This is a genomic window from Paenibacillus sp. EZ-K15 (genome assembly GCF_002573715.1).
GTDB lineage: Bacteria > Bacillota > Bacilli > Paenibacillales > Paenibacillaceae > Paenibacillus_AQ.
In genome coordinates this window covers 122,431-146,256 of the sequence record NZ_PDHM01000007.1, presented here as the reverse complement: position 1 = coordinate 146,256, position 23,826 = coordinate 122,431, and the positions used below count along the sequence as shown (strand labels likewise).

Genomic DNA, 23,826 nt, shown 5'->3' with positions numbered 1-23,826 from the left:
CAAAGAGAAGAACCCTTCCTCCTTCTCGGAATCAGGGTTCTTCTTATTAATAAGAGTCTATTATCATTTCATTGAAGTCTGCGCCTCTTCCGTTTCCGCCTCCGGTTCAGGAGGAGCATTGCGGAAGGCGGCCACGATAAACAAACAGATCACGGCCATGACGGCCATCACCACAAACAGCGAATTCAGACTGCCCTCCAGTATTCCGCTCAGCAGACCGCCTGACCCTTCAGGCAGTTCAGCCATTCCATGCGGAGAGAGTAATTTGTTAATGTCGTCGCTGGTAATACCTGCAGCATCCGGCTCCGCCGCAAGTCTGCCCGCAATTCCCGCGTTGACCCATAATCCGAACACCGCTACGCCCACGGTCTGACCGAACGTCCGAATGAAGGAGTTCAGCGCCGTGGACGCTCCCCGAACCTGATAACCCACCGAGGATTGTGCAATGATCTGAAACAAGGTGGAGATATATCCGAAGCCGACCCCATAAATGAACGTAAAGACCAGCAGCACGCCCAGCGCCGTATCCTTATGCATATAAGCCAACCCCACCGCTCCGATCATTAGGAATACGACGCCGATAATCGCTGTTTTCCGGGAGCCGGATTTAACGATCAAACGGCCGCTGATAATCGAACCGATGAGCCATCCGATCGACATCGGGGCCAATGTCAGTCCCGACAAGGTTGCGTTGCCACCTCGAACGCCTTGAATCCACAGCGGCAAATACGTGGTCAACCCGATGATAAGCGCACTGACCAGAATGTTGGCCACCGTCGATACCGTAATATCCCTGATCTTGAACAGATGAAGCGGCAGCATCGGCTCCTTCACCTTGCTTTCCACCACCAGGAACGCAAGAAGCAGCACCACGGAACCGATGATCAGACTGAGCATGAATGGAGAAGTCCAGGAATACGTCTCTCCGCCGCCTACCGCGAGTGCAAATAGCAGCGCCGTCATCCCTACGGTAAACAGGGCCGCTCCCCCGTAATCGATCGACACCTCGCGGGTGGTGCGTTCCTCTTTGAAATAACGGAAAATCAGCCATATCGATAACAGCGCAAACGGTACATTAAAGACAAAGATCCAGTGCCAGGACAGGTAGTCGACAAAATACCCGCCAAGCAGTGGGCCGATCAGAGAGGAGATTCCCCATACGGAGCTGATCATCCCCTGAATTTTTCCACGCTCCTCCAGATTGTAAATGTCCCCGACAATCGTGAAGGTCACGGGAATGACGGCGCCCGCCCCGATCCCTTGGATCGCCCTGAATATAATCAGCTGCGTCATGTTCTGCGACAGGCCGCACAGCAATGAGCCTACGAGAAAAATCAGCGAGCCGTATAAAAATACGGGCTTGCGTCCATATAAATCGCTTATTTTACCGAAGATCGGCGTTGTCACAGCCATCGTCAGCAGATAGGCCGTGAAGATCCAGCTCATCAGACTCACGCTGCCGAAGCTGCTGATAATCGCCGGGCCCGCCGGACCGACAACCGTTCCTTCAATCGCAGCCATAAAGGTGGATAACAGAATACCAACCAAGATATAACCGCGTTTGTTTTGTTTTAATACACCCACGTTCCTTCGTCCCCTTTACTCTAGACAGCCCCGGTATAATCCCAGCCCTGCTGCAACAGGTTTCTGGTATGTATCCTTTATAGAGATAGGGTTCAACCGGGGCCAACAGCATAAAAAGCGCCTCCCGATACCAGGAGCGCTTTCATATCATGTAATATTTCTATTATAAAGGTTACCTTGAAGGTTGCACAGTCACTTTTTCCCGCTCTTCAGATGAATGAACGATGTAGCATGTCTCTTCATGAGCTCGGGATCGTGCGTAATCATCAATATGGCCGAACCTTCCCCAATGACAAAATGGCACAGCTCGATCACCTTATCGATGGCGGCATAGTCCATCCCCGACGTCGGTTCGTCCAGGATGTACAGCGCTCTCTCCAGCATCAATTGGCTGATGATGCTCAGAAGGCGCTTCTCACCCTGACTGAGCAGGTAGGGTGACATCTGAAGCCGATCCGCAAGTCCCGCCTTCTCCAACAGGAACCTCGCTCGTTGCTGCTGGCTGGCAGACAGCTCCGGACGCTTCTTCACGGACACCCCTCCATGAAGACTGTAAATCAGTTCCTCCCACACATTCGGGGCGGTAAACATATATTCCGGCTGCTGGAACACATAGCCGATCATCTCGGCTCTGCGGTAGACGGCCATTCCCTTCGTATCTTCCCCTTGCCAGCGTATGCTGCCTGCCGGAGCCGGCAGCAGCCCCATGATCAGGCGGCTGAGGGTTGTTTTGCCGGAGCCGTTCTCCCCCGTTAACAGCACCCAGTCGCCGGGGTAAATGTTCGCATGGATATCGCACAGCGCCTCCCGGCCCCCGGGATAGGCAAATGTTAGCGAATCGATCTCAAGCAATGGGGAGGCGGCAGACTCCCTCCCGCCTTTTGCATGGGGTACCGCCGCAGGCATGGAACCTGCGGCGATCTGCTTGCCCGCATGGCGCTCAGCCAGATGCGGGGGAGTTGCCGCCGGGACAAGCTTGTCTCCGGCGGACGCGCTTGTTGCCTCGCCTGCGGGCCGAGGCAACAAGCCCAACTGCACCAGCTGCTCCCCGCAGCGGTGCAGCAGCTCCTCCGGCGGACCGTCAAGCACGACGGTCCCGCCGTCCAGGACGATGACGCGCTGCGCTGCGCGCGCGACATCGTCAAAGCGGCCGGACGCGGTGATGAGCGTCCGGCCCTCCGCCTGCAGCTTATGGCACAGCTGCAGGAAGTTCGCCTGCGCCGCGGCATCCAGGCTCGCGCAGGCGTCGTCGAAGACGAAGAGCCGCGGGCGCAGCGCCAGCACCGCGGCAATGGCCGTCCGCTGCCGCTGTCCGCCGGACAGGCTGCGCACCGGATCCATCCGGCGCTCCAGCAGCTCGACCGCCGTAAGGGAGTGCACCACCCGCTCCTCAATCTCAGCGGGTGAAACCCGCATATTTTCAGGACCGAAGGCCGCCTCGTCCTCTACGATGCCTTGAACGAGCTGCGCATCCGGATCCTGAAACAATACCCCTACCGCCTCGGCTACGTCGGCAATCGGCGCCGCTGCGGGATCAATGCCATCCAGCAGCACTTCCCCTGTTCTTGTACCTCCGCCGCTCCGCGGAAGAAGACCGCACAGCAGTTGGCAAAGCGTCGACTTCCCGCTGCCGCTTGCCCCAAGGATAGCGACCCACCCGTTCTGCTCGATCTCCAGATGGAGATCCTGTATAACCGTGCGCTCTTCTCCATCGTAGATAAACCCGAGTTCTCGGCATGTTACCGTTGTTCCCGACATGGTACCTATCCCTTCACGGCGATGGCAAACCGGCGAAGCAGGCCTGTCTTCACTAACGCCTCTCCTAACACTTTGGTTAACAGACCACAGAGGAGCACGCCGCTCAGAATGCGCACAACCAGCGCGATGCTAAGCACTTCAAGCGGCCAGGACGTATATCCGAACATGTTGGCCGCGAACAGGAACCATAACGGTACCATCGCGCCGCCAACCAGCATGAGCACGCCGGCACTCCACTTTTTGTGGCGGTAGATGGCAAAAATCGTCTCGGCCACGATCATATAACAGCCTGCGGCCACAAAACATGAAGCGATGCCGTATACCGTGCCCGTCAGAGCCTGAATCGTGCCGCCAATCGCAAACGTAACAACCGCCGTTCCCGGTTTACGAATGATGTAATAGGCCAAGAGCCCATATACCATATAGATGCCCGTCGTCGTCGAAGTCGCGATGGGTCCGCCAAGACTGTTCAGCAGTTTGTTAACCGGCCCTATGTATACAGTCAGAACGGCATTGACGGCAGCGAGCATCGCCATCAGGATAATTTCCTGCGTCGTAAAAACAAACCATTTTTTGGGGGATGATGATGAATTCAAATGTAGTCCTCCTTATTTCCAGCCATGGGCGGCTGTACTAGCGCTTTCGAATGCTTCATTTCATATTTTGCATGCTTCCGCCCTTAACGTCAACCTAATTTTTATTATTATTGGTTAACAATTCGGACAATCCACCACACGAAAACCGTTGCCAGTACATACAAGACAGCCGATATGACCGCCCAAGATGGAATGTTAACCTCCGTGCGGTACGTTCGGTCCGGATACGCGCCAAAGCCTTTGGACTCCATGGCACCCGCCGTTTGCTGCACACGCCGCAGCGCATTGAGCAGAACAGCCGATGCAAACTTCAAGCCGTAGCGGATGCGGTTACCGAGGCCCCTGGGCGGTCGATGGCCCCTTACTTGCTGAGCAGCCAGAATATGAGTTCCCTCTTCCTCCAACAGCGGGATGAAGGTTAGCGCAGCGGATATGCCAAACGCAAACCGGTAAGGGATTCGAAGACGTCGGGTCAATTCGGCTACCAGTTCTCTCGGATCTGTTGTCAAGATATAAGCCATCGAGGTTAGAAACAAGGTAAACATCCGGAGCGTCATGGCACCCGAAGCGTTCAGCGCCTCCACCGTCAGGGAGATAGGTCCCCACTGTAGCCATACCGTCTCTCCTTTGACCGTCAGGCTGGTCAGAATGAAATAGGGGACCGCAACCATCCCAATCAGCCGGATCCCACCCAGCAGCCGTTTGCCTGATACCTGGCCTGCAAATCGGGCTTGTCCGACGCATAGCAGGAGGAATACTGCCTGCTGCCAGGTCTGATCAAGCAGCATGGCTATCACAGCGGTACAAAATAATATCACCAGCTTGCTTAATGGATCATATCGATGAAGAAGCGTGTTACCCTTCTCATATTGAATCAGCATATTACAACTCCTGCCTCTCTATCGGCCTTTCCCAATCTTTTCTTAACCGTGAAAAAACGACGGCATCCACATAACCGCTTGGCGTATGGCGATAATCCCGTAATAGTCCTTCGCGCGTATAACCGATCCCCGTAAACCAACGGCATGCCCGTTCATTTCTCGGATCAACAAAAGCTTCGATCCGGTTTAGTCCCATGGATGTGTACCCAAATGCCGCAACCATTTCGGCCGCCTCCGACATGAAGCCCTGCCCCCAATAAGCGCTTGTGAGCTCACAGCCGAACTCGCCCTTGAATGCGCCCTCCAGCTGCCAAATATTAAACCCGCAGCTGCCGATCAATTGGCCGGTGTCGATGACTTCGATGCCCCAGCGGATGGCTTCGTCCTGCTCGGCAAGCAGATGCAGCCAATGAATCAATGCCTTTGCGTCCTCAGCCGAATGCATAGCAGGCAAATCCAGAAAAGCGCTCGTCTTCGGATCGGACCAACAGTGCAGCATCGCCTCCGCATCATCCGCTTCCATCCTTCGCAGGCGTATTCGCCCGCCTTTTATTTCCGGAATGATTCCCTCGCAAACATACATGGCTTTCGCACCTCCTTGCAAAAAAACTGACTTGTATGCGCTGTTTCCGGTGATACTATGTGCGTGTATAAAAGAGTATAGCGAATATTTAATCCGTGTCCTGGTCATCCATCTGCATCTTAGAACCTAGATGTATCTATATTGATGGATTCGGGAGGCTTACGTCAATATGCATGTTACGGCCCCCCTTGTACAGCACGGAAGAAGGAGGAAAGTCATCTGAGTATGTATATCGCGATTGTCTTGCTGTTCACCGTCGTTGTCATTGCCGCTGCCATTACACAAATCGGATATCTGCAAATTACGAGGATGCGAGTAAAGAACGATCTCAAGCTGTTCACCGTTCTGGAAAAAGCCGGACTATACAGCAGAAAGCAATATGAGTCACTTCAGAAGAACGAAGTGGTTATCACGAGTTTTGACGGATTGAAGCTGTGCGGCGCAGCCATTGAGAACAATCCCGGCTCCAAGCATTGGATGCTTCTCGCTCACGGCTATACCGGATCCCGAGCCGTATCCACTCAATTTATCGATTTGTTCACAGAAGAGGGCTACAATGTACTCCTCATCGATCAACGCCGGCATGGACGAAGCGAAGGACGTTATACTACCTACGGCTATTATGAGAAACATGATGTGCAAGCGTGGGTGCGCTGGCTTATTCGACAGTATGGCCAGGATGTGGCCATCGGGCTGCATGGTCAATCGCTGGGAGGCGGAACCGTGCTTGAATATTTGTCCATTGCCGAGCCGCAGGTCAAGCTTGTCATCGCCGATTGCCCGTATTCCGATTTGACGGATTTAATGCGGCATCAGCTTACGCGCATTAACAAAGTTCCTTCGGTGCCGTTCTTGTCTTGGGTCAACGCCAGAATTCGGCGCAAAGCCGGGTTCAGCCTCGATCAAGTCAGTCCGATCCGTGCTGTTCGGAACAGCACGCTGCCGGTTATGTTTATCCATGGCACCAAGGATAATTACGTGCCTACCCGGATGAGTATCGAGATGTTCGAGGCTAAACCGGACCCGAAAAAACTTCTTCTTATCGAAGGCGCTATCCATGCGAACGCTTATCATATTAATCCCAAGTTATATCGGGAAAGCGTGCACTCTTTCCTTCGTGAACATATTGATCAACCCGTGAAAGTACCGCAGTCGGAAGCTGAACGAGTATCTCAGCCGGAAACGGAGGCTGCGCCTGCCCCGCATCCTTTCCAGCTGGAGATGGACGGCTCACTTGAAACGATATAGTTCACTGGCTATAACCCTTTCTTATCTCTTCAAAAAAGCCCCCGCCTGCACGCATAAGAACCAGCGTGGGTCGGGGGCTTCTTCATAATGTTATGCTGTTAGCTAATTACGCCATGGAGTCTGCCTTCTTGGGATTCACCGGTTTAAGCACTTCATCGCAAAGCTCCTTAAGCCTGCTCTGAATTTCCTTGAATTCCTCGATCCCGGCTCCCGTGAGGCTGTATCCTTCACCGTGCGCCGTCAGGAAGTTCTCCTCGGTCAATCGTTCGAGCTCATGCTTAACCTCCCTATCGCCAACCTTATATCCATGGCGCTCCAGCTCGGGCTGCATCTCGCTGATCGTAAGGTCCCGCTCATGGGCGTGATAGAGCATATGAATACCAATAAACAAATTCTGTACGTCTGCCCGCATTAAGGTTCTCTCCCTCCACCTGATTAAATTGATACCTGGTCATGTCATACATTACCCTTGCGCCTAGGAGAGGAATCAGCTGGATTCACTTGGGGCTTTCTTCCTCTTGGCTTGTCTCTTGACGAATATCATATACTTATACTAAGGTGATGGAACCAACGCGAAAATAAGGAAAGGCGGATAATCACATGTTTCAAAACACACCCTACGAAGGCACCCGGAGCGAGCAATATGCCCAGGTCCTGAACCAGTTAAAAGCACTTATACACGATGAGCCCAATGCCATTGCCAATTTGTCCAATGCCTCGGCGCTGCTCAAGCAGTTTCTGTCTGATACGAATTGGGTCGGCTTCTATCTCTATGATGGCAAAGAACTGGTGCTCGGGCCGTTCCAAGGACTGCCCGCTTGCATTCGGATTCCGATGAATCGTGGCGTTTGCGGCACGGCTGCGGCTGAACAGACGACACTGCTAGTTGCCGATGTACATGAATTCCCCGGGCACATTGCCTGTGATGCAGCTTCGAACAGCGAGATTGTTGTTCCGGTAATGGTGGATGGCGCATTGTATGGCGTTCTCGATATCGATAGTCCGCTGAAGAACCGTTTCGACCAGGAGGATCAAGCTTTTCTGGAGGGGTTTGTCCATATATTGGAAGGGCAGCTCACTTTATAATCAGGATGTTTTTACGTATTCTTCCGTACACTAACCAAGGATTTGAAACCACAATTCTTAGGAGGAATACAAGCTATGTATCAAATGAATAACAACAACTCGCAAATTTCGCAGCAAATTCGTCAGTGCGAGCAAATTCTTCAGCAGTTGACCCAGCAAACACAGCAGGGTTCGGCTATGTACCAGCAGCTGATGCAGCAAGAGCAACAAAATGCAGCCCGCCTGGAGGAGCTCGCTCAACGTGAGCGTCAAGCGGCACAGATGATCCAGTCTGCCCTTCAAGGACATCAACAGGCGATGCAGCAGTATCAGCAAATCTCCCAAATCGTTAGACAAGTCGAGAATTCCGTGCAAGCTCACAACCAAACACAGCACATTCAGCCTTCGTTTGGCCAACAGGGTTTTCCTAACACACACCAAGGCCAAGGCTTCCAATAATAATCTAAAAGGGGTATCTCATAGATCGATAAGATCTGCGAGATACCCCTTCTATTATTATCTACTTCTTCTCTGCACTTACTTTGAATTCGATCTCGGCTTGTACCTTATACCTCTTTGGCTCTTCCCCGTTCGAACCGCCCTGATCCACGCCTTGCGACTGTGAATCCATCACGAAATCCGCGGATCCATAGACGACGTAGTCCCCATCTGGAAAGCCATTCTTCAGGGAACGGATAAAATCTTTGAACTTTTTATCGTCATTGCTGCCGTATCCGCTACGCATTTTATAATACTCGCGAAGGGGCTCGCCCTTTTTCAGCGTGGTTGTAATATAGGGCTCATTCATGGCATAACTGATGTTGTAGTCCCTTGTGAGCTCTTTCATCGGGAAATAAAAGGCGGAAGCCGCATGGCCAATCGTAACCTCATCCAACTCGCCGACATACTCCAGTTCCGCGTATACTCGAACCTGATCTCCATGCTCGTACTGCTCCTTCTCGCTAACGAGGCGATACACGAAGTCGCCGTCAGGAACTTCCGCATGATGTCCCTTGGCAGCTATATTCAATGGAGGATCAGACGGAGCCGCCCCTAGCGTCTCCTGCTTCACACAACCTGTTAGCATCAACATCAAGATAAATCCCATATAAAGGTATCTTTTCATCTTCATTTTCACCTCAACTTCCAGACGGATGGTCAGAGGGCAATGTTGCACAGAACTGCAAAAAAGCCGTATCCAAAACTCCTCAGAATTGCGAAGTTTTGGATCGACTTATAGTCAAACTGTTCTATTCATGGCAGCCTGAGTTTTTTGACGGCCACAGGACTGCTTCGAATTTCAAGACTCATAAATGTTCTTTATCCGTCCCACCTGGCCATCTTGAAGGCGTACTTTAATGCCATGCGGATGGTTCGGGGAATTGGTCAGAATATCCTTGACCACGCCGCGCGTTAATTTGCCCGTTCGCTGATCCTGCTTCAATACGATATCAACCTCAAGTCCCGGTTTGATATTGGAACGCTGCCCACCGTTCATCGTCGTCCCTCCTGTCCATTTCTTGATGCTGTCCATTCTCTATTGTCCACCTTACTGAAATCAAGGTTGAAAAGCAAATTCCAAACAACAAAGGACTGCCCGTTAAAAGATCATTCAGATCCTCGAATCGGACAGTCCTTCTATCTCATTCTAAGTACGGGTACATACCCAATGAAAAATTATGATGCGCTACAGGACGCTTCCTCCATGCATGAAGCGATTTTTCCAGGAATCACCGAAGGTACCTACAAGGACACCACCGGATTGTTTTGAGTACGTATGCAGCAGCTTATTGTCTCCCAAATAAATAGCTACATGGGTGATCCGCTGTTTGGACTTGTCCAATCCGGCATAAGCGGATGCCGATGAACCTCTGTAACTCATAAAGAATACGAGATCCCCGCGTTTTAATTGATTCACGTTATAAACAGCTGTGCCTTTGTCCTTGACGTATTGCCCTTGCGCACGGGAATCGCTTGGCAGCGTAATGTTGGCGCCTTCCATAAATGCGCGGCGGACAAAGGCCGAGCAGTCAAAGGTTTTCGTTGAATTACGGTTAGAACCGAACTCGTACGGCGTGCCCAGATACTTCATGCCTGCACTGATTACTTTTTCAACGCTGGCGCTGGTAGAAGGCGCAGTACTTCCCGAATTGCCGGAATTGTTAGAAGAGCCGCTGCTTTGGTTAATATATTTAGACGAAGCATATCCTTGCTTGCCGTCCGAGGTTTTGATCTTATACCAGCCTGAGCTGCTGCCCAGAATTTGAACGCGGTCACCCTTATGCACGCGGTCAACGACTTTACCCGAAGTCGAAGCCTTATTGCGCATATACACATTCGAGCTTGCTACACCTTTGGTTACTGACTGCACGCTGGCAGCAGCCACTTCATTCACAGACCCATATCCGTAAGAACCAAGAACCGCTGCTGATAGAAGCGCTCCGGCCATCAATTGTTTAAAGCTTTTTTTCGAGAAAATAATGATCTCCCCCATCTCGTTAGATTGCGGAATGACGAAATTGTCATTTTCGTCATCCCGCAATCATTATAGACAGGCCATGTCTCGGGACGCATGCTACCATCCTCACAAAAGCGCATGCCAACTATTGGTAAAGAGGGGGACTTTAGTCTCTATTTATACTTGAATTTAGTATAAATAGATTATTATAGAAATAAAACATGCCAAAATAACCCAACCAGCCCGGTATAACGAACGCCGGAATCCTCTGTTGGGTCTTTCTACTTACCATATATACGTATTTTTTCTTACTATTGTTGCATGAGAGAATATATTTCGATCCTTCCTACAGCTGAAAAAGCCTGCCCAGACGGGTATCCCCATCTGACAGACTCTAGTTTATCGTACATCCTAAATTTCATTCCACTACAATTTTGTAAACTTTTGACCTTATGGCCTCTTGGAATAGAGCGGATACCCAGGGTTTTCCGGTACGTCAATCAGGATAACCCTGACATTGTCTTGCGCCTTAAGGCTTAGCGTCTCGCCCAGCTTTGTATCCATTACCATAAAGTCCCGCTGACGAAATAGAAGACTTTCCTCTTCGGTACAAAAGCTGCCAGCTCCCCTTACGGCAAGCACAGCCGCTCTCCTGCCCGACTTCAGTTCATACTGAGCTCCATTACCAGCCAGAATCTGAATATCCAGCATCCTCACATCTACGGATAAATCGGTTGGTGCAGAACCGCCAATCATCGTTTTGACCAGTCCACCCTGTATGCGGGTTACCGGGAAGAAATCCGGTCGATACTGACGACAGGCAGGGTTCTGTTTCAATGAATCGCGAAGATACGGCTCGAACCAAATCTGAAATCCTTCTGCATCCGGCCCAGTCAGACGTTCTTCGTGCGTTAGTCCGGAACCGGCCCTCATCAATTGCAGGCCTCCAGGCCCCAACTCATTGAGCGTGCCATGCGAATCCTTATGGACGCCCTTTCCCTGAATCATATAAGTCACGATTTCAAAACCCTGATGGGGATGAGGCGCGATATAACCTTCGACGGGCGAACGAAACCAGGACCAATAGAAAAGCGGTCCCACCCGGGTCACGGCAGACCCTTCTCCGGAGAAACCGATCGGCTTCTGCTCCGTTATCCTTCCTCCATCGAGAGAGCCCTCGCTCTGATTCTCGGGTGGATATACATTTCCTATCATGTCCAGTCTCCTCCTTTCACCCATCCATGATGGACCCTGAACAGGTGCTGCATTGATTATCTCGGCTTTAAGATAGTATCAACGATAACAGAATATATATCAACATCCTTAAATTCCCTTATTGAGAATGCATATTTGCGAATCACTTTTCAGTTTATTTTCAGTTCACGTTCAGTCTTCATTCAGCTAGAGCACGTATGATAAAGTTGAAGGAATGAGATAAGGGGAGTTTTGTGCTATGGAATCAATGCATCGTATTCGCGTTTTGCTAGTGGATGACGAGCCGCATATCCTGCAGTTTCTGGAGCTTGGCCTCCAAAATGAAGGGTTTGAGGTACGAACGGTCCCTGATGGGGAACGTGCGATAATGGAAGCAAGCCGCTTCGAGCCGCATATCATCGTACTGGATGTGATGATGCCGGGAATGGACGGGCTTGCGGTATGCAGACGGTTGAAGGAGGAGGGCCGGGATGTCGCGATCATTATGCTTACCGCGAAGGACGAGATTGATGATCGTGTGAAGGGCCTTATGATTGGAGCGGATGATTACATGGCCAAGCCTTTCAGTTTCGAAGAGCTGCTTGCCCGAATTCAAGCAAGGATGCGCAACCAGTTCCCGAGCCTGCTGGGTGAAATCCAGCTTGGTCCATTCATCATCGATGACCGCAAGAAAGAAATTGCATACCAGGGGGAGGCTCTTGAGCTGTCGCCCACGGAGTATAAGCTGCTTAAACTGCTTGTGACCAAACACGGCAGCGTTTTGAGTAAAACGAACATTTTGAATATTGTGTGGGATTATGACTTTGGCGGAGAGGATAACATCGTGGAGGTTTATATCCGATCCCTGCGCGAGAAGCTCGGCGATAAGGAGCACCGGGTCATTCGCACGCTCCGCGGAGCCGGCTACCGGGTCGATTTGCCATGAGTTTGCGAAACCGTATACGTTCATCCGGGCCTACGTCTCTACGTACGCAGCTCCTGTCACGATCCCTCATTGTCTTGGCGCTTCTGCTCGTGCTGATCGGCGCATTACAATATGTGTTAATGAAAAATGCCCTGTTCCGCAATCAAGCCGAGGCACTTTCCCTTCAGGCTCGCTCGATCCCCGTGGAGTTATGGGGGCCTGATCGGGAGCCGCGTAACCGGCCTGCAGGGCGAAATAACGAAGCCCTTCCGGAAAACCCGCGTCAGGAAGACAGACCTATGTTCTTTCTGCCGAATATGTCGCTTGCCAAGATCGAAACCGACGGAAGCTACACCGACCTGGCCGCGGACAACGGTCTGTCCGCACCACAGCTGACAGCAGAAGCTTATTCAGCGATCCTAGAGAAATTCCAGGAGCGTCAGCCTATTCCGTATGAAGTAATCGACAATGCCGAGGGCACCGAGCAGATCATTGTCTTTCGCCCTTACGGCAATCCGAGCAGCCCCTCAGGTGTGCTGCAGCTTGGATTGGATACGCAGCCCCTGCATGCCGTTCTGCTGCGGCAGCTGCTGATTTTTGCCGTACTGGCTGTACTTGCCATGGCTGCGGGGGTTGCACTGTACCTGCCTTTGCTGCGCCGGACGCTCCACCCGCTGAACCGAATGGTCGAAACGGTAGAGCGGACAGACGCTGGAAACTTGGCGGAGCGTTTTCCAGCCGTACAGGGTCAACGGGAGATTGACCGTTTGGCCGAATCGTTTAACGGCATGCTGGAAAGGCTCGAAGATGCGTTTGAAACGGAACGCGAAGCCAAAGAGCAGATGCGGAGGTTTATTGCCGATGCTTCCCATGAGCTGCGAACGCCGCTCACTTCGATTCACGGCTTTCTGGAGGTGCTTGGCCGCGGCGCTGCCGACAACCCGGAGCAGCTGCATGCTGCACTATCCAGCATGCACGGGGAATCCAAGCGCATGAAGAAGTTGGTCGAGGATTTGCTTCTGTTAGCCAAGCTTGACCGCAAGCCGGAGCTTCATCTGCAGGAAACCCGGCTGGATCAGCTGCTGCTTGAGATGGAGCCCCATCTGAGGATGCTTGCCCAAGGCAGGAGTGTAACGATTCAAGCGGTACCGGTGCTGTGCCGGTGTGACCCCGATAAGATCAAACAGGTCATCTATAACCTGTTTCATAATGCGGTACAGCATACCGATTCTGCCACAGGGCGGATTACCCTTACGGTTAATAAAACCAAGGACCAGGCCGTACTACTGGTTAGCGATAATGGAGCCGGGATTCCGGAGGAGCATCTGCCCCATCTGTTCGAGCGGTTCTACCGCATCGATGAATCCCGGACCAGACAGCATGGTGGTGCGGGTCTTGGATTATCCATTACCCAATCCATCATTGCCGCACATGGCGGTCAAATGAGCATGGACAGCACGGTCAACCAAGGAACGGTTTTTCGTGCCGAGTGGCCGGGTATCATTCATTCCTTAGCCTGAAATCCCCTTCACAAGCCCCCGCAGGGCCACCACCAATGACGAGAACATCGGCCGTCAGTTTGAGTTCGTCATTTGCACGCAATCGATGATTCCCCCTCCTTGGTTGCTAAATAATATGAGATCATAACAATAAAAAAGGAGATCATGAAGGATGCTCATGATCTCCAGTAGACTGGTCGATTGAATTTATCACAGTTATTCGATTGGAATTATCAAGTATATTATCAGCAGATGACACAAGCGTCAAGTCATTTTTTAGGAGAAATCACGATGGGCGCAAGGCATAATTTCCCACCGCTCTCCCTAATGTCCCACTGTCTTTGCTAACGTATTTTTTTCCTTATATCCTGACAATTTGGTACAATACACTCGGTACTAGAAGAATGTAAAATGAAGGGACTATGATCGCTATGTTCAAAATCTTTATTGTCGAAGACGATACCGGGCTGGTCAACCTGCTGAAAGAGTATCTTCATAAATTCGGTTACATGACGCAGTCCGTTCATGATTTCGAGACGGTACGCGATCAATTTGAATCGTATGACCCCCACCTTGTGCTTCTGGATATCAATCTGCCAAAATACGACGGATATTACTGGTGCCGCCAGTTCCGAAGCCTCTCCACCTGCCCGATCATCTTCATCTCCGCCCGCGACGGGAAGATGGATCAGGTGATGGCGCTGGAGAACGGTGCCGATGATTATATAACCAAACCCTTTGACTACGAGATTGCCATGGCCAAAATCAAGAGCCAGCTCCGGCGTGCCTACGGCTCTTATGCTGTCGCTCAGAATGAGCGCGTGCTTAGCGTCACCGGACTCACGCTGGACGTTGAACGTCTCTCCCTGTCGCTTGGGCAGAACCAGACGGAGCTCAGCCATACTGAAGCCAAAATATTGGACGAGTTAATGAAGAAGCCCGAGCAGATCATCAGCAGGGACCGGCTTCTGGAGAAAATATGGGATGATCAGGCCTTCGTGGACGATAATACGCTGAACGTATACATCACCCGCGTCCGCAAGAAACTTGCTGCCCTCGGGATCGAGGATGGCCTTCAAACCGTGCGCGGTCGCGGCTATCGACTGGTACCGAACTGGGGGGACGAAGCATGAGGCTATTTCTGCAAGAACAGCGTCCCTTAATGATTATCTACATAGCCCAGCTTCTCGTAATAACACTCATTTACAGACTGGATGGCTATCGCAATTTGATGGTTAGTCTGTACGCAGGCATCATCAGCTTGCTGCTGCTTCTCGGCTATCTGGCCTTCCGATTTATTGCCAACCGTTCATTCTATAAACGATTAGAACAGCCGCTCCCGGGAGAATCCCTCACCGGCGAATCCTCGGCAGAATCCTCCCATACTCCGCTCGCCGAAGCGCTTCATCAACTGCTGAAAACCCAGTTCCGGCATTACACCACGGATCTGCATAACTATAAGCATAAGATTGAAGGCCATCTTCAGTTCATCAACCAATGGGCCCACCAGATGAAAACCCCGATTTCGGTCATTCACCTGATCCTTCAGGATGACGATGATCCCCGTTTTGCCGCGATCGGCGACGAGCTGGATCGACTCAAAAAAGGGCTTGATCTGGTGCTGTACACCGCCAGGCTTGATACGTTCGAGCATGACTTTCACGTGGAGAATCTGCCGCTTCAGCGAATCGTCCGTCATGTCACTTCCGAGCAAAAGCGTCTGTTCATCCGGCGGAGAATTTACCCGTCCATCCGGATCGATTCCGGACTAACGGTGGCCACGGACGAGAAATGGCTCTCTTTTGTGCTGACACAGCTGCTGACCAATGCGGTTCGCTATACGCTGAAGGAACAAGGCACCCTCTTTTTTAACGGCTACACCCGGGAGAATCAAGTTGTGCTTGAAATCCGGGACGAAGGCATCGGCATTCCCCAGAGCGACCTGCCGCGCGTGTTCGACCCCTATTTTACCGGAGAGAACGGGCGCAGGTTCCAAGAATCTACAGGCATGGGGCTGTTTCTTGTCAAACAAATATGCGATAAACTTGGACATGCCTTTGAGATCGAATCCAAGGTCGATGAAGGAACGACGGTCCGCATCATATTTACAGATTCTTCAGGCCAGATTGCACAATAATGTTCAACGGCAGGTAGGGCAGCACTTTTTGCCCATTAGGAAACGATAGCAGTGGCAGTTCCTGATCTAACTTACGGCAGTTAAAGAAACCTTACAAGGTTGTAAGGTAACTGTAAGTTACGAATATGGCATGAACGGGAACGAATCTTTTACAATGATATCATCGTTATAGAGGAGTGAAGATATGCCCATCCTGAGCGTCAAGCATCTATCTAAAATCTATGAGGGCAAAGTGGCGTTCCAAGCGCTGAACAATATTCACTTCAACGTCACCAAAGGGGAATTCGTCGGCATTATGGGTCCTTCCGGCAGCGGAAAAACCACGCTCCTCAATCTGATTGCAACCATTGATCAGCCCACGGCCGGAGAAGTGATCATAGGCGGGCGCAATCCTCATCTTCTCAGCAGAAGCGAGACCGCTCTGTTCCGGCGCCGGGAGCTGGGCTTCGTCTTCCAGCACTTCAATCTGCTGGATACGCTAACCGTTGAGGAAAATATCGTTCTCCCATTGACGCTGGAGGGCATGCCGCTTGACGAAATGGGCATCCGGCTAAGTCGAATCGCAGATCGACTCGGCATCGAGTCCATTCTGCACAAGCATACCTATGAAATTTCCGGCGGACAGATGCAGCGCACCGCCATTGCCAGGGCGCTCATTCAGGAGCCCTCTCTAATTCTCGCTGACGAGCCCACCGGCAACCTGGACTCCAAAGCCTCCAAAGAGGTGATGCAGACGCTTTCTGCTTCGAGTAAAGAGGCTTCCGCAACGATTCTCATGGTCACTCATGATCCGGTGGCAGCCAGCTACTGTGACCGCGTCTTGTTCATCAAAGACGGACAACTATATAATGAAATGTACTGCGGTGACAACCGCCAAGCCTTTTTCCAGAAAATCATCGATATGCTGGCTTTACTCGGAGGAGGCAGTCATGACCTTTCGACAATTCGCATTTAGGAATGTCCTGAGGAATAAGCGGACCTATGCTGCCTATTTCTTAAGCAGCGCATTCTCCGTCATGATTTTCTTTGTGTGCGCGCTGTTCCTGTTCCACCCTTCGATAGCGAACGAGATGTTCTACCCGGTTGTTATCCAGGCGATGCTCGGGGCCGAGCTGATCATGTATGTATTCTCGTTTTTCTTCGTGCTGTATTCCGTGGGGGCTTTTCTAAAGACACGTAAGCGCGAGTTCGGCATTCTGTTCATGCATGGTATGACGGATCGCCAATTTAACAAGATGTTGTTTCTCGAAAATATGATCATCGGCGTAAGCGCCATTGCTACAGGCATTCTGTTCGGCATCATTACAGGCAAGCTATTTCTGATGGCAGGCTCGGTCTTTCTTGGAATCCCGCCTCTGCCGTTTCGATTGCCCCTGTGTGCGCTTGGACTGACGGTTGCAAGTTATGTGCTGCTGTTTATCATTATCTCGCTGTGCACCTCTAGGCTGCTGCGTCCTAAAGCGTTGATCGATCTGTTCCAATCCGGACAGCGGCCGAAAACCGCGCCCAGGACATCGCCCTGGTTATCGATATTGGCAGCCGTGCTGCTGGTGGTCAGCTACAGCTTGGCCGCCACGACAAGCGCGTCGACCCTGGCGCTGCGCATGTTCCCGGTTACGTTAATGACGATGATCGGCACTTATCTGTTGTATACGCAGCTAGGGGTTGCTCTCGTGAGAAGGTTGAAGCAGAGCCGCCGGTTAGCCTGGAGAAAGACTAAGCTGATCTCGCTCTCCAGCCTGCATTACCGGCTTAGAGATCACGCACAGATGTTCTCGATGGTGACAATCGTACTGGCTGTTTCCTTTTGCTCGGTAGGCGTATTTGCCTCCATCCCGGTGCTCACGAAGCAGTTCAACGAGGATTTCCCTGCCGCCATCGGTTATCTTGCCAAAACGGGAGATACCTCCGAGAAGCAGCATTTACGCGAAATCCGACAGGAGCTTGAATCGAAGAAAATACCGTTTGAAACGCTATCGTTTCGCGTTAAATATACGGAAGCCCAGCCGGCTTCCGCACAGGTCGGGCAGTTGCAAAATCCGTTGGCACTGATCTCCTTCTCCGACTATAAGGCTGCGGTGCTAATGGCGGGACTGCCATTTGATGAACAGCCGCTGAGCGGTGAGGATGCGCTTGTCCTCATTGCTTCGCAAAATGACAGGGCTTATATCCGCGACCGGGAGCACGCTTCGTACCGGATCCATGATTCCGAAATCCTCCTGCATGAAATCGGTTATTCCGATCATGTCGGCGTACCGGAATATTTGCTGCCGGAAATGGACGACGATTCTCGCTTCGGCGGGCTTGTAGTCAGTGACGAAGCCTTCGCCGCCATCACGAATCCGGTCCGACTAGAGCGATACACCGGCTTCTATGTGGATGATTTCACAGAGACGGAGGGCATCGTCCCTCATCTGGCCCCGCGCGGGGCGGTGCGTTATGAAATGGACCAGCCTTATGCGCTGGCGGTCAGCGGCACGCTCTTTGCCCTTCGGGACAGCCTATACAATATGCTGCTCTTCGCAGCACTGCTTGTGGGCACGGTGTTTTTTATCGCGGCAGGAAGCTTCCTATACTTCCGCCTCTATGCCGATCTGGATTATGACCGCAGGCATTATGCCACGATATCCCGGCTTGGAATGACCGATAAGGAGTTCCGGCGGATCGTCACCGGACAGCTGGCGCTGCTGTTTTTTGTACCGATCAGCCTTGCGATTGTGCACAGCATCTTTGCCTTTGTCGCGCTGCAGAGCTACTTCTATTTATCCATTGCGGCTGAAATGGGCATCGTGCTGATCAGCTTCCTGATGATGCAGGTCCTGTATTTCTTCTTCATCCGCAGTCAATATCTGCGCAAGCTGAAGCAGACCCTTATATAAAGGATGAAAGCAGCATCCTTATCTTTGAAAGAGGTGTAACTTTTGGAAAACTGGATTACGGATATTATGGAGCAGTTCGGCTATATCGGCATCCTGCTGATGATTGCCCTGGAAAATGTGTTTCCTCCGATCCCCTCCGAGGTCATTCTTACCTTCGGCGGATTCATGACCACCTACACGAAACTGACGGTGCCCGGTGTCATTATTGCAGCTACCGTTGGGTCTGTGGTCGGTGCCGTCATTCTGTACGGGATTGGCCGTCTGCTCGATGTCGAGCGGCTTGAAAAAATCGTTGATCGCTGGGGTCATATCCTCCGTGTCAAAAAAGAAGACATCCGCAAGGCGGATGCGTGGTTTGATAAATACGGCTACTGGACCGTGCTGTTCTGCCGCATGATTCCGCTGATCCGAAGCTTGATCTCCATCCCGGCAGGGATGTCCAACATGAAGTTCGGTATGTTCCTCCTCTTCACGACCATCGGTACCCTGATCTGGAACATTATTCTGGTATGCGTGGGAGCCGCTGTCGGCGATTCATGGGAAAAAATCGTAGCCTTCATGGACGTCTATTCCAATATCGCTTATGCTGTAATAGCTGTGGCCGTAATTGCGTTCCTGTTCTTTTTCTTCCGCAAGCGGAGAAAGTCAGCTTAAATCACGCATGTCATGCCACTTATCATTCATATCATTATATTTCTCATTTTTTTGTAAGGGAGAGACTGTGGGTCATGGATTTTTTAACCATCCTCAAAGCAATTATTCTGGGTATCGTCGAGGGACTGACCGAGTTCGCTCCTGTATCCTCTACCGGTCATATGATCATCGTTGATGATATGTGGCTGAGATCCGAGGAGTTTCTGACGAAATACGTAGCCAACACCTTTAAGGTTGTCATTCAGCTTGGCTCCATTCTAGCCGTCCTCGTTGTGTTTAAGGACCGCTTCCTGGATCTCTTGGGCCTCAAGCGCAAAAAGCCTGAAGCCGGCGTACCGGCGGTTACGGGCAGACTGAAGCTCAGCCAGGTTATCGTCGGTTTGATTCCGGCCGGTGTTCTGGGCGTCTTGTTCGAAGACCTCATTGACGAGCATTTATTTTCTACCGAAACGGTGCTTATCGGCCTCGTGATCGGGGCCATCTTCATGATCGTTGCCGATAAAGTCAGCTCGAAAAGAGAGCCGAACGTGGTCACTGTCGACCAAATAACGTACAAACAGGCATTCAGCGTCGGATTGATTCAGTGTTTGTCGCTCTGGCCAGGCTTCTCCCGCTCCGGCTCCACCATCTCCGGAGGCGTCATGCTCGGTATGAGTCACCGTGCGGCGGCGGACTTCACCTTCATTATGGCGGTGCCGATCATGTTCGGAGCCAGCTTACTGTCGCTGCTGAAGAACTGGGAATACTTCACGCTGGAGGCTCTACCGTTCTTCATCGCCGGATTCGTGGCCGCCTTCGTCTTCGCCTTGATCTCCATCCGCTTCTTCCTGAAGCTGATTAACCGGATCAAGCTGGTGCCGTTTGCGATCTACCGGATCGTGCTCGCTGCTATTATTGCGTTGGTGCTTTATCTGTAATACCGTTCTACAAGTACCGTATATAGTCCTAGAGGCGCTCGCGCACGTAAAGGGGCTGTCCCAGAGTCATCTTTAATGACTTTTGGGACAGCCCCGTTTTATTAAAAGTGCGCGAATGCTACGGTACTAACGGACTATATAACAAATCTTTCCTCTATGCTTCTTTTGTTATAGAACTTCGTTTACCTCATCAGAGAACCATTTCGCGATGATTTGCGGCCTTGTTATGGCGCTGCCTACAACCACACAATGAGCCCCCATTTTGATCGCTTTTGCAGCCTGCTCCGGTGTGTTGAAGTTGCCTTCTGCAATGACTGGTTTCTTACACTGCTTAATCAGTTCTTCCAGCACGGTGAACTTCTCCACTTGCTGAGACTGCGGTGTATAACCAATGAGTGTCGTTCCAATGTAGTGGAACCCCAATCGATCTGCTCGCAACCCCTCTTCCGTGGTGGAGATATCCGCCATGAACTTCTGCGAAGGGTATTTTGTAAAGATCGATTTCAGGAATGCCTCATCCTGATCCATCGTTGCTTGCACAGCGATAATTTCAACCCCCGTACCAACAAGCGCATCCACTTCGGTCATGGTCGCTGTAATGAACGATTGCATACCCGGATATTCTTTTTTGATAATGCCAATAATGGGCAACTCAACTTGCTTCTTAATCTCTTCGATGTCTTCAACGCTATTCGCACGAATCCCCACCGCACCGGCTTCGGCAGCCGCAATGGCCATACGCCCCATAATAAATGAACTATGCAACGGTTCGCCTGGCAAAGCCTGACATGATACAATTAATCCTCGATTCACAATATGTTCCCTCCATGCCCTATCCTGATTTATTCTTCTCCAATAGTCTCATTTATCTTTTGTTTAATTAAGTCAGCTTTGGCGCCAAATACAGCCTGAATCCCACCTTTTACTTCCAATACTGCGGTAGCACCCAGTTCTTTGATTGTATCCTTATCTACTTTTGATACATCTTTGACGGCAACACGAAGTCTTGTAATACATGCATCGACATCTTCCAGGTTCTCCTTGCCGCCAAGCGCACTCAGCACTTTCATCGCCGTCTCTCCAATACTGTCCTTGGATTCAACCGATACGCTCTCCCCATCACTTTCACGTCCAGGTGTCGCCACATTGAATTTCGTAATTAAGAAGCGGAACACAAGGTAATAGATGATCGCCCAGAAGAGCCCCACAATGATGACATAGATCCAATTAGTCTTGGCATTCCCCTGCAGAACCCCGAAGAGCAAGAAGTCGATGGCCCCGCCAGAGAAGGTGTTCCCGAGACGAACGGATAACATATCCGCGATCATAAAGGATAGACCGTCTAGAGCCGCATGAATCACATATAACCAAGGAGCGACGAATAAGAACATAAACTCAATCGGCTCCGTAATCCCTGTCAGGAACGATGTAAGCGCTGCACTAAAGAACAAACCAAACACAAGTTTGCGACGGTTCTTCGGTACGCAATGATACATCGCAAGGCATGCCGCAGGAAGACCAAACATCATCGTAGCAAAACGTCCTGCAAAAAAACGGGTTCCTTCGGAGAACATTCCAACATGATTCGGATCAGCCAGTTCGGCAAAAAAGATTTTCTGCGCGCCCACCACTTGCTGACCTGCAACCGTGGCGACACCGCCCAGCTCAGTGAACCAGAACATCGGATAAATCATATGGTGTAAACCGACAGCACCTGTAAGACGAAGCAAGAATCCGTATAAATAGGTTCCGAAATATCCCATTCCGGCAATAGCAGTTCCTGCCGCTACCAGCCAGCCTTGAAACGTAGGCCAGATTAAGAAGAAGATCCCGCCTACAAAAATAGCACTAAACGATGAGACGATTGGAATAAACCGCGAGCCCCCAAAAAATCCTAAAAAGGAAGGTAATTGAATCCCCCGGTATCGATTATTCAAAAAAGTTACCAGGATACCAATGACAATAGCCCCTACAACCCCGGTGTCAATGGATTCAACGCTTGGATTGAATACCGTAATCATAGCACCAATCGATGCATTCATAACCATGAACGAGACGGCTGCTGCCAGCGCGGCAGTACCTTTATCTTTTTTCGCTAATCCCACGGCAAGACCAATACACATGATTAGCGCTAAGTTGGTAAACACAACGTTGCCGGCTGCTGACATAATTTGAAAAATAGCTTGTAAAAACCGCGTATTCAGAATCGGATATGCCGCAATCGTATTCGCATTCGATAAGGATCCGCCAATCCCAAGCAGCAAACCCGCAGCAGGTAGGATTGCAATCGGTAACATAAATGACTTACCAAGTTTTTGCAACTGTTTAAACATGGATTTTCCTCCTATTAGATCAAGCATTGTACTTCCATCGCGATATGTCGATTCTACATCATGAAATTATTTTAGTAAATATAATTTAATTAAAATAATTTTATTATCGCCTGGCAATTAAATCCATAACAACCCTTAATACGGACAAATACAATAAAAAAACCTGTGACCCTCCAGTAGACGAAAAGTACGTCAACTTCTGTGGTTCACAGGTACGATGAAAGCTTTATGGTTATTCCGTTCGATTATGATCAAGAATCGTATTCACTGTAATTTGCATACGACTATTCAAATCCGTATCCGCGAGTAAGATCATACATAAAATATCGATCGCATACATGACGGAAAATTGACTATTTACAAACCTTTCTTTATCAACAAACAATGTATTGGGAACCAGAATAAAAGAGTCCACTTGCTGCGCCAGCGTACTCTCGGAGAAGCTGGTCAGACAGATGACTTTGCACCGATTATTCTTTGCAATTCTGGTTGCGTCGACAATGACAGACGTTTCCCCTGAACTGGAAATCGCAATAACGAAATCATTCTCATTCACTATCGAACTATTGATCAGCATTAAATGCGAATCCGTAATACTCTGCACATTGAAGCCCATACGCAGCAAACGAAGCATCATTTCCTTCGCTGAAAGTCCCGAGCTTCCGATCCCGTATATGAAAATCCGTGCTGCACCCTTAATCGCTTCAGCAAGCCGATGCAAATATGTAATATCCAGTAATTGATTCGAACGCTCAATGACTGTCTGATAGAATTTAGATACTTGTATGAGAAGATCGTCCTCCACCGAAGGAGCCGTCGCAGTACGTAGCCTGCCTAACTGAACCTTTAATTCGGCAAAATTATTGCAACCAATCTTCTTGCAAAAATGCGTGATTGTTCCATTCGAGACACCAACATGGTTCGCGAGCACAGATATATTCATGTTATTAATCGATTGACCTTCTTGAAGAATATAATTCGCTACCAACTGTTCTTTCTTCGAGAAACTCGGATATAACTGCTGAATAACCATATAAATATCCATTGAATCCACCACCGCCATTTGGGAATTATAACAAAAAAAGCATACGGATTCAATATTATTGCTATGATAG

The 23,826-nt window shown here is 50.5% G+C and carries 24 protein-coding genes; 11 read left to right on the top strand and 13 right to left on the bottom strand.

Annotated features, from left to right (window positions below; all coding sequences use genetic code 11):
* Window positions 1–63: 63 nt before the first annotated feature.
* From CRG97_RS04310 to CRG97_RS04290, 5 genes are all read right to left on the bottom strand, one after another.
* The gene (locus tag CRG97_RS04310; RefSeq protein ID WP_098741915.1) at window positions 64–1,584 is read right to left on the bottom strand and encodes an MDR family MFS transporter; all 1,521 of its coding nucleotides are present in this window, start codon (window positions 1,582–1,584) and stop codon (window positions 64–66) included.
* 192 nt (window positions 1,585–1,776) lie between these two features.
* Window positions 1,777–3,342 (bottom strand): ABC transporter ATP-binding protein, encoded by a 1,566-nt coding sequence (locus tag CRG97_RS04305; RefSeq protein ID WP_237566289.1) that lies wholly within the window; start codon window positions 3,340–3,342, stop codon window positions 1,777–1,779.
* A gap of 5 nt (window positions 3,343–3,347) precedes the next feature.
* Entirely contained in the window at window positions 3,348–3,938 is a 591-nt protein-coding gene (locus tag CRG97_RS04300; RefSeq protein ID WP_481856178.1) for an ECF transporter S component, read from the bottom strand.
* A 107-nt stretch (window positions 3,939–4,045) separates the two neighbouring features.
* Window positions 4,046–4,819: an energy-coupling factor transporter transmembrane component T family protein gene (locus CRG97_RS04295; protein WP_098741914.1), complete on the bottom strand. Its 774-nt coding sequence runs from the start codon at window positions 4,817–4,819 to the stop codon at window positions 4,046–4,048.
* Window position 4,820: 1 nt separating this feature from the next.
* Window positions 4,821–5,402 (bottom strand): GNAT family N-acetyltransferase, encoded by a 582-nt coding sequence (locus CRG97_RS04290; protein WP_098741913.1) that lies wholly within the window; start codon window positions 5,400–5,402, stop codon window positions 4,821–4,823.
* A 225-nt stretch (window positions 5,403–5,627) separates the two neighbouring features.
* Between CRG97_RS04290 and CRG97_RS04285 the strand changes: the two genes are divergently transcribed.
* Window positions 5,628–6,650, top strand: a complete 1,023-nt coding sequence (locus CRG97_RS04285; RefSeq protein WP_098741912.1) for an alpha/beta hydrolase — start codon at window positions 5,628–5,630, stop codon at window positions 6,648–6,650.
* Window positions 6,651–6,756: 106 nt separating this feature from the next.
* Here the strand turns inward: CRG97_RS04285 and CRG97_RS04280 are convergent, their stop codons facing one another.
* On the bottom strand, window positions 6,757–7,062 hold the full coding sequence (locus CRG97_RS04280) for a hypothetical protein (RefSeq protein WP_071221900.1): 306 nt from the start codon (window positions 7,060–7,062) through the stop codon (window positions 6,757–6,759).
* Window positions 7,063–7,250: 188 nt separating this feature from the next.
* Here CRG97_RS04280 and CRG97_RS04275 point away from each other — a divergent pair, with 188 nt between their 5' ends.
* Together CRG97_RS04275 and CRG97_RS04270 are read left to right on the top strand one after the other, a co-directional pair.
* The gene (locus tag CRG97_RS04275; protein WP_098741911.1) at window positions 7,251–7,736 is read left to right on the top strand and encodes a GAF domain-containing protein; all 486 of its coding nucleotides are present in this window, start codon (window positions 7,251–7,253) and stop codon (window positions 7,734–7,736) included.
* Between the two features lie 75 nt (window positions 7,737–7,811).
* Window positions 7,812–8,174, top strand: coding sequence for an AMP-dependent synthetase and ligase (locus tag CRG97_RS04270; protein ID WP_098741910.1), 363 nt, complete (start codon window positions 7,812–7,814; stop codon window positions 8,172–8,174).
* Window positions 8,175–8,235: 61 nt separating this feature from the next.
* On the opposite strand, the gene CRG97_RS04265 is transcribed toward CRG97_RS04270, so the two are convergent.
* From CRG97_RS04265 to CRG97_RS04250, 4 genes are all read right to left on the bottom strand, one after another.
* Window positions 8,236–8,841, bottom strand: coding sequence for a hypothetical protein (locus tag CRG97_RS04265; RefSeq protein ID WP_237566288.1), 606 nt, complete (start codon window positions 8,839–8,841; stop codon window positions 8,236–8,238).
* A gap of 174 nt (window positions 8,842–9,015) precedes the next feature.
* Window positions 9,016–9,213 carry a YwbE family protein gene (locus CRG97_RS04260; RefSeq protein WP_076326037.1) on the bottom strand — a complete coding sequence of 66 codons (198 nt, stop codon included), beginning with the start codon at window positions 9,211–9,213 and terminating at the stop codon, window positions 9,016–9,018.
* Between the two features lie 189 nt (window positions 9,214–9,402).
* Window positions 9,403–10,257 carry a C40 family peptidase gene (locus CRG97_RS04255; protein WP_237566287.1) on the bottom strand — a complete coding sequence of 285 codons (855 nt, stop codon included), beginning with the start codon at window positions 10,255–10,257 and terminating at the stop codon, window positions 9,403–9,405.
* A 366-nt stretch (window positions 10,258–10,623) separates the two neighbouring features.
* On the bottom strand, window positions 10,624–11,388 hold the full coding sequence (locus CRG97_RS04250) for a pirin family protein (protein WP_098741909.1): 765 nt from the start codon (window positions 11,386–11,388) through the stop codon (window positions 10,624–10,626).
* A 238-nt stretch (window positions 11,389–11,626) separates the two neighbouring features.
* Here CRG97_RS04250 and CRG97_RS04245 point away from each other — a divergent pair, with 238 nt between their 5' ends.
* The 8 genes from CRG97_RS04245 to CRG97_RS04210 all read left to right on the top strand — a co-directional run bounded on the left by CRG97_RS04245 (window position 11,627) and on the right by CRG97_RS04210 (window position 20,378).
* Window positions 11,627–12,313 (top strand): response regulator transcription factor, encoded by a 687-nt coding sequence (locus tag CRG97_RS04245; protein WP_098741908.1) that lies wholly within the window; start codon window positions 11,627–11,629, stop codon window positions 12,311–12,313.
* Window positions 12,310–13,812 carry a sensor histidine kinase gene (locus CRG97_RS04240; protein ID WP_098741907.1) on the top strand — a complete coding sequence of 501 codons (1,503 nt, stop codon included), beginning with the start codon at window positions 12,310–12,312 and terminating at the stop codon, window positions 13,810–13,812. Before CRG97_RS04245 ends, CRG97_RS04240 begins: the two co-directional genes overlap by 4 nt.
* Before the next feature lie 410 nt (window positions 13,813–14,222).
* Window positions 14,223–14,924 carry a response regulator transcription factor gene (locus tag CRG97_RS04235; protein WP_098741972.1) on the top strand — a complete coding sequence of 234 codons (702 nt, stop codon included), beginning with the start codon at window positions 14,223–14,225 and terminating at the stop codon, window positions 14,922–14,924.
* Window positions 14,921–15,928: a HAMP domain-containing histidine kinase gene (locus CRG97_RS04230; RefSeq protein ID WP_098741906.1), complete on the top strand. Its 1,008-nt coding sequence runs from the start codon at window positions 14,921–14,923 to the stop codon at window positions 15,926–15,928. The genes CRG97_RS04235 and CRG97_RS04230 overlap by 4 nt, the downstream gene beginning before the upstream one ends.
* Before the next feature lie 184 nt (window positions 15,929–16,112).
* Window positions 16,113–16,883 carry an ABC transporter ATP-binding protein gene (locus tag CRG97_RS04225; RefSeq protein WP_098741905.1) on the top strand — a complete coding sequence of 257 codons (771 nt, stop codon included), beginning with the start codon at window positions 16,113–16,115 and terminating at the stop codon, window positions 16,881–16,883.
* Complete coding sequence (locus CRG97_RS04220) at window positions 16,858–18,807, top strand: ABC transporter permease (protein ID WP_098741904.1); 1,950 nt, start codon at window positions 16,858–16,860, stop codon at window positions 18,805–18,807. Before CRG97_RS04225 ends, CRG97_RS04220 begins: the two co-directional genes overlap by 26 nt.
* A gap of 42 nt (window positions 18,808–18,849) precedes the next feature.
* The gene (locus tag CRG97_RS04215) at window positions 18,850–19,461 is read left to right on the top strand and encodes a DedA family protein (RefSeq protein WP_098741903.1); all 612 of its coding nucleotides are present in this window, start codon (window positions 18,850–18,852) and stop codon (window positions 19,459–19,461) included.
* A 74-nt stretch (window positions 19,462–19,535) separates the two neighbouring features.
* On the top strand, window positions 19,536–20,378 hold the full coding sequence (locus tag CRG97_RS04210) for an undecaprenyl-diphosphate phosphatase (RefSeq protein ID WP_098741902.1): 843 nt from the start codon (window positions 19,536–19,538) through the stop codon (window positions 20,376–20,378).
* Between the two features lie 168 nt (window positions 20,379–20,546).
* Here CRG97_RS04210 and CRG97_RS04205 read toward each other — a convergent pair whose 3' ends face one another.
* The 3 genes from CRG97_RS04205 to CRG97_RS04195 form a co-directional block, all read right to left on the bottom strand.
* A complete protein-coding gene (locus CRG97_RS04205) occupies window positions 20,547–21,191 on the bottom strand; it encodes an N-acetylmannosamine-6-phosphate 2-epimerase (protein ID WP_098741901.1) in 645 nt (214 codons plus the stop codon).
* Between the two features lie 29 nt (window positions 21,192–21,220).
* Window positions 21,221–22,711, bottom strand: coding sequence for a PTS transporter subunit EIIC (locus CRG97_RS04200; protein ID WP_098741900.1), 1,491 nt, complete (start codon window positions 22,709–22,711; stop codon window positions 21,221–21,223).
* A gap of 232 nt (window positions 22,712–22,943) precedes the next feature.
* Window positions 22,944–23,756, bottom strand: coding sequence for a MurR/RpiR family transcriptional regulator (locus tag CRG97_RS04195; RefSeq protein ID WP_237566286.1), 813 nt, complete (start codon window positions 23,754–23,756; stop codon window positions 22,944–22,946).
* Between the last annotated feature and the right edge of the window lie 70 nt (window positions 23,757–23,826).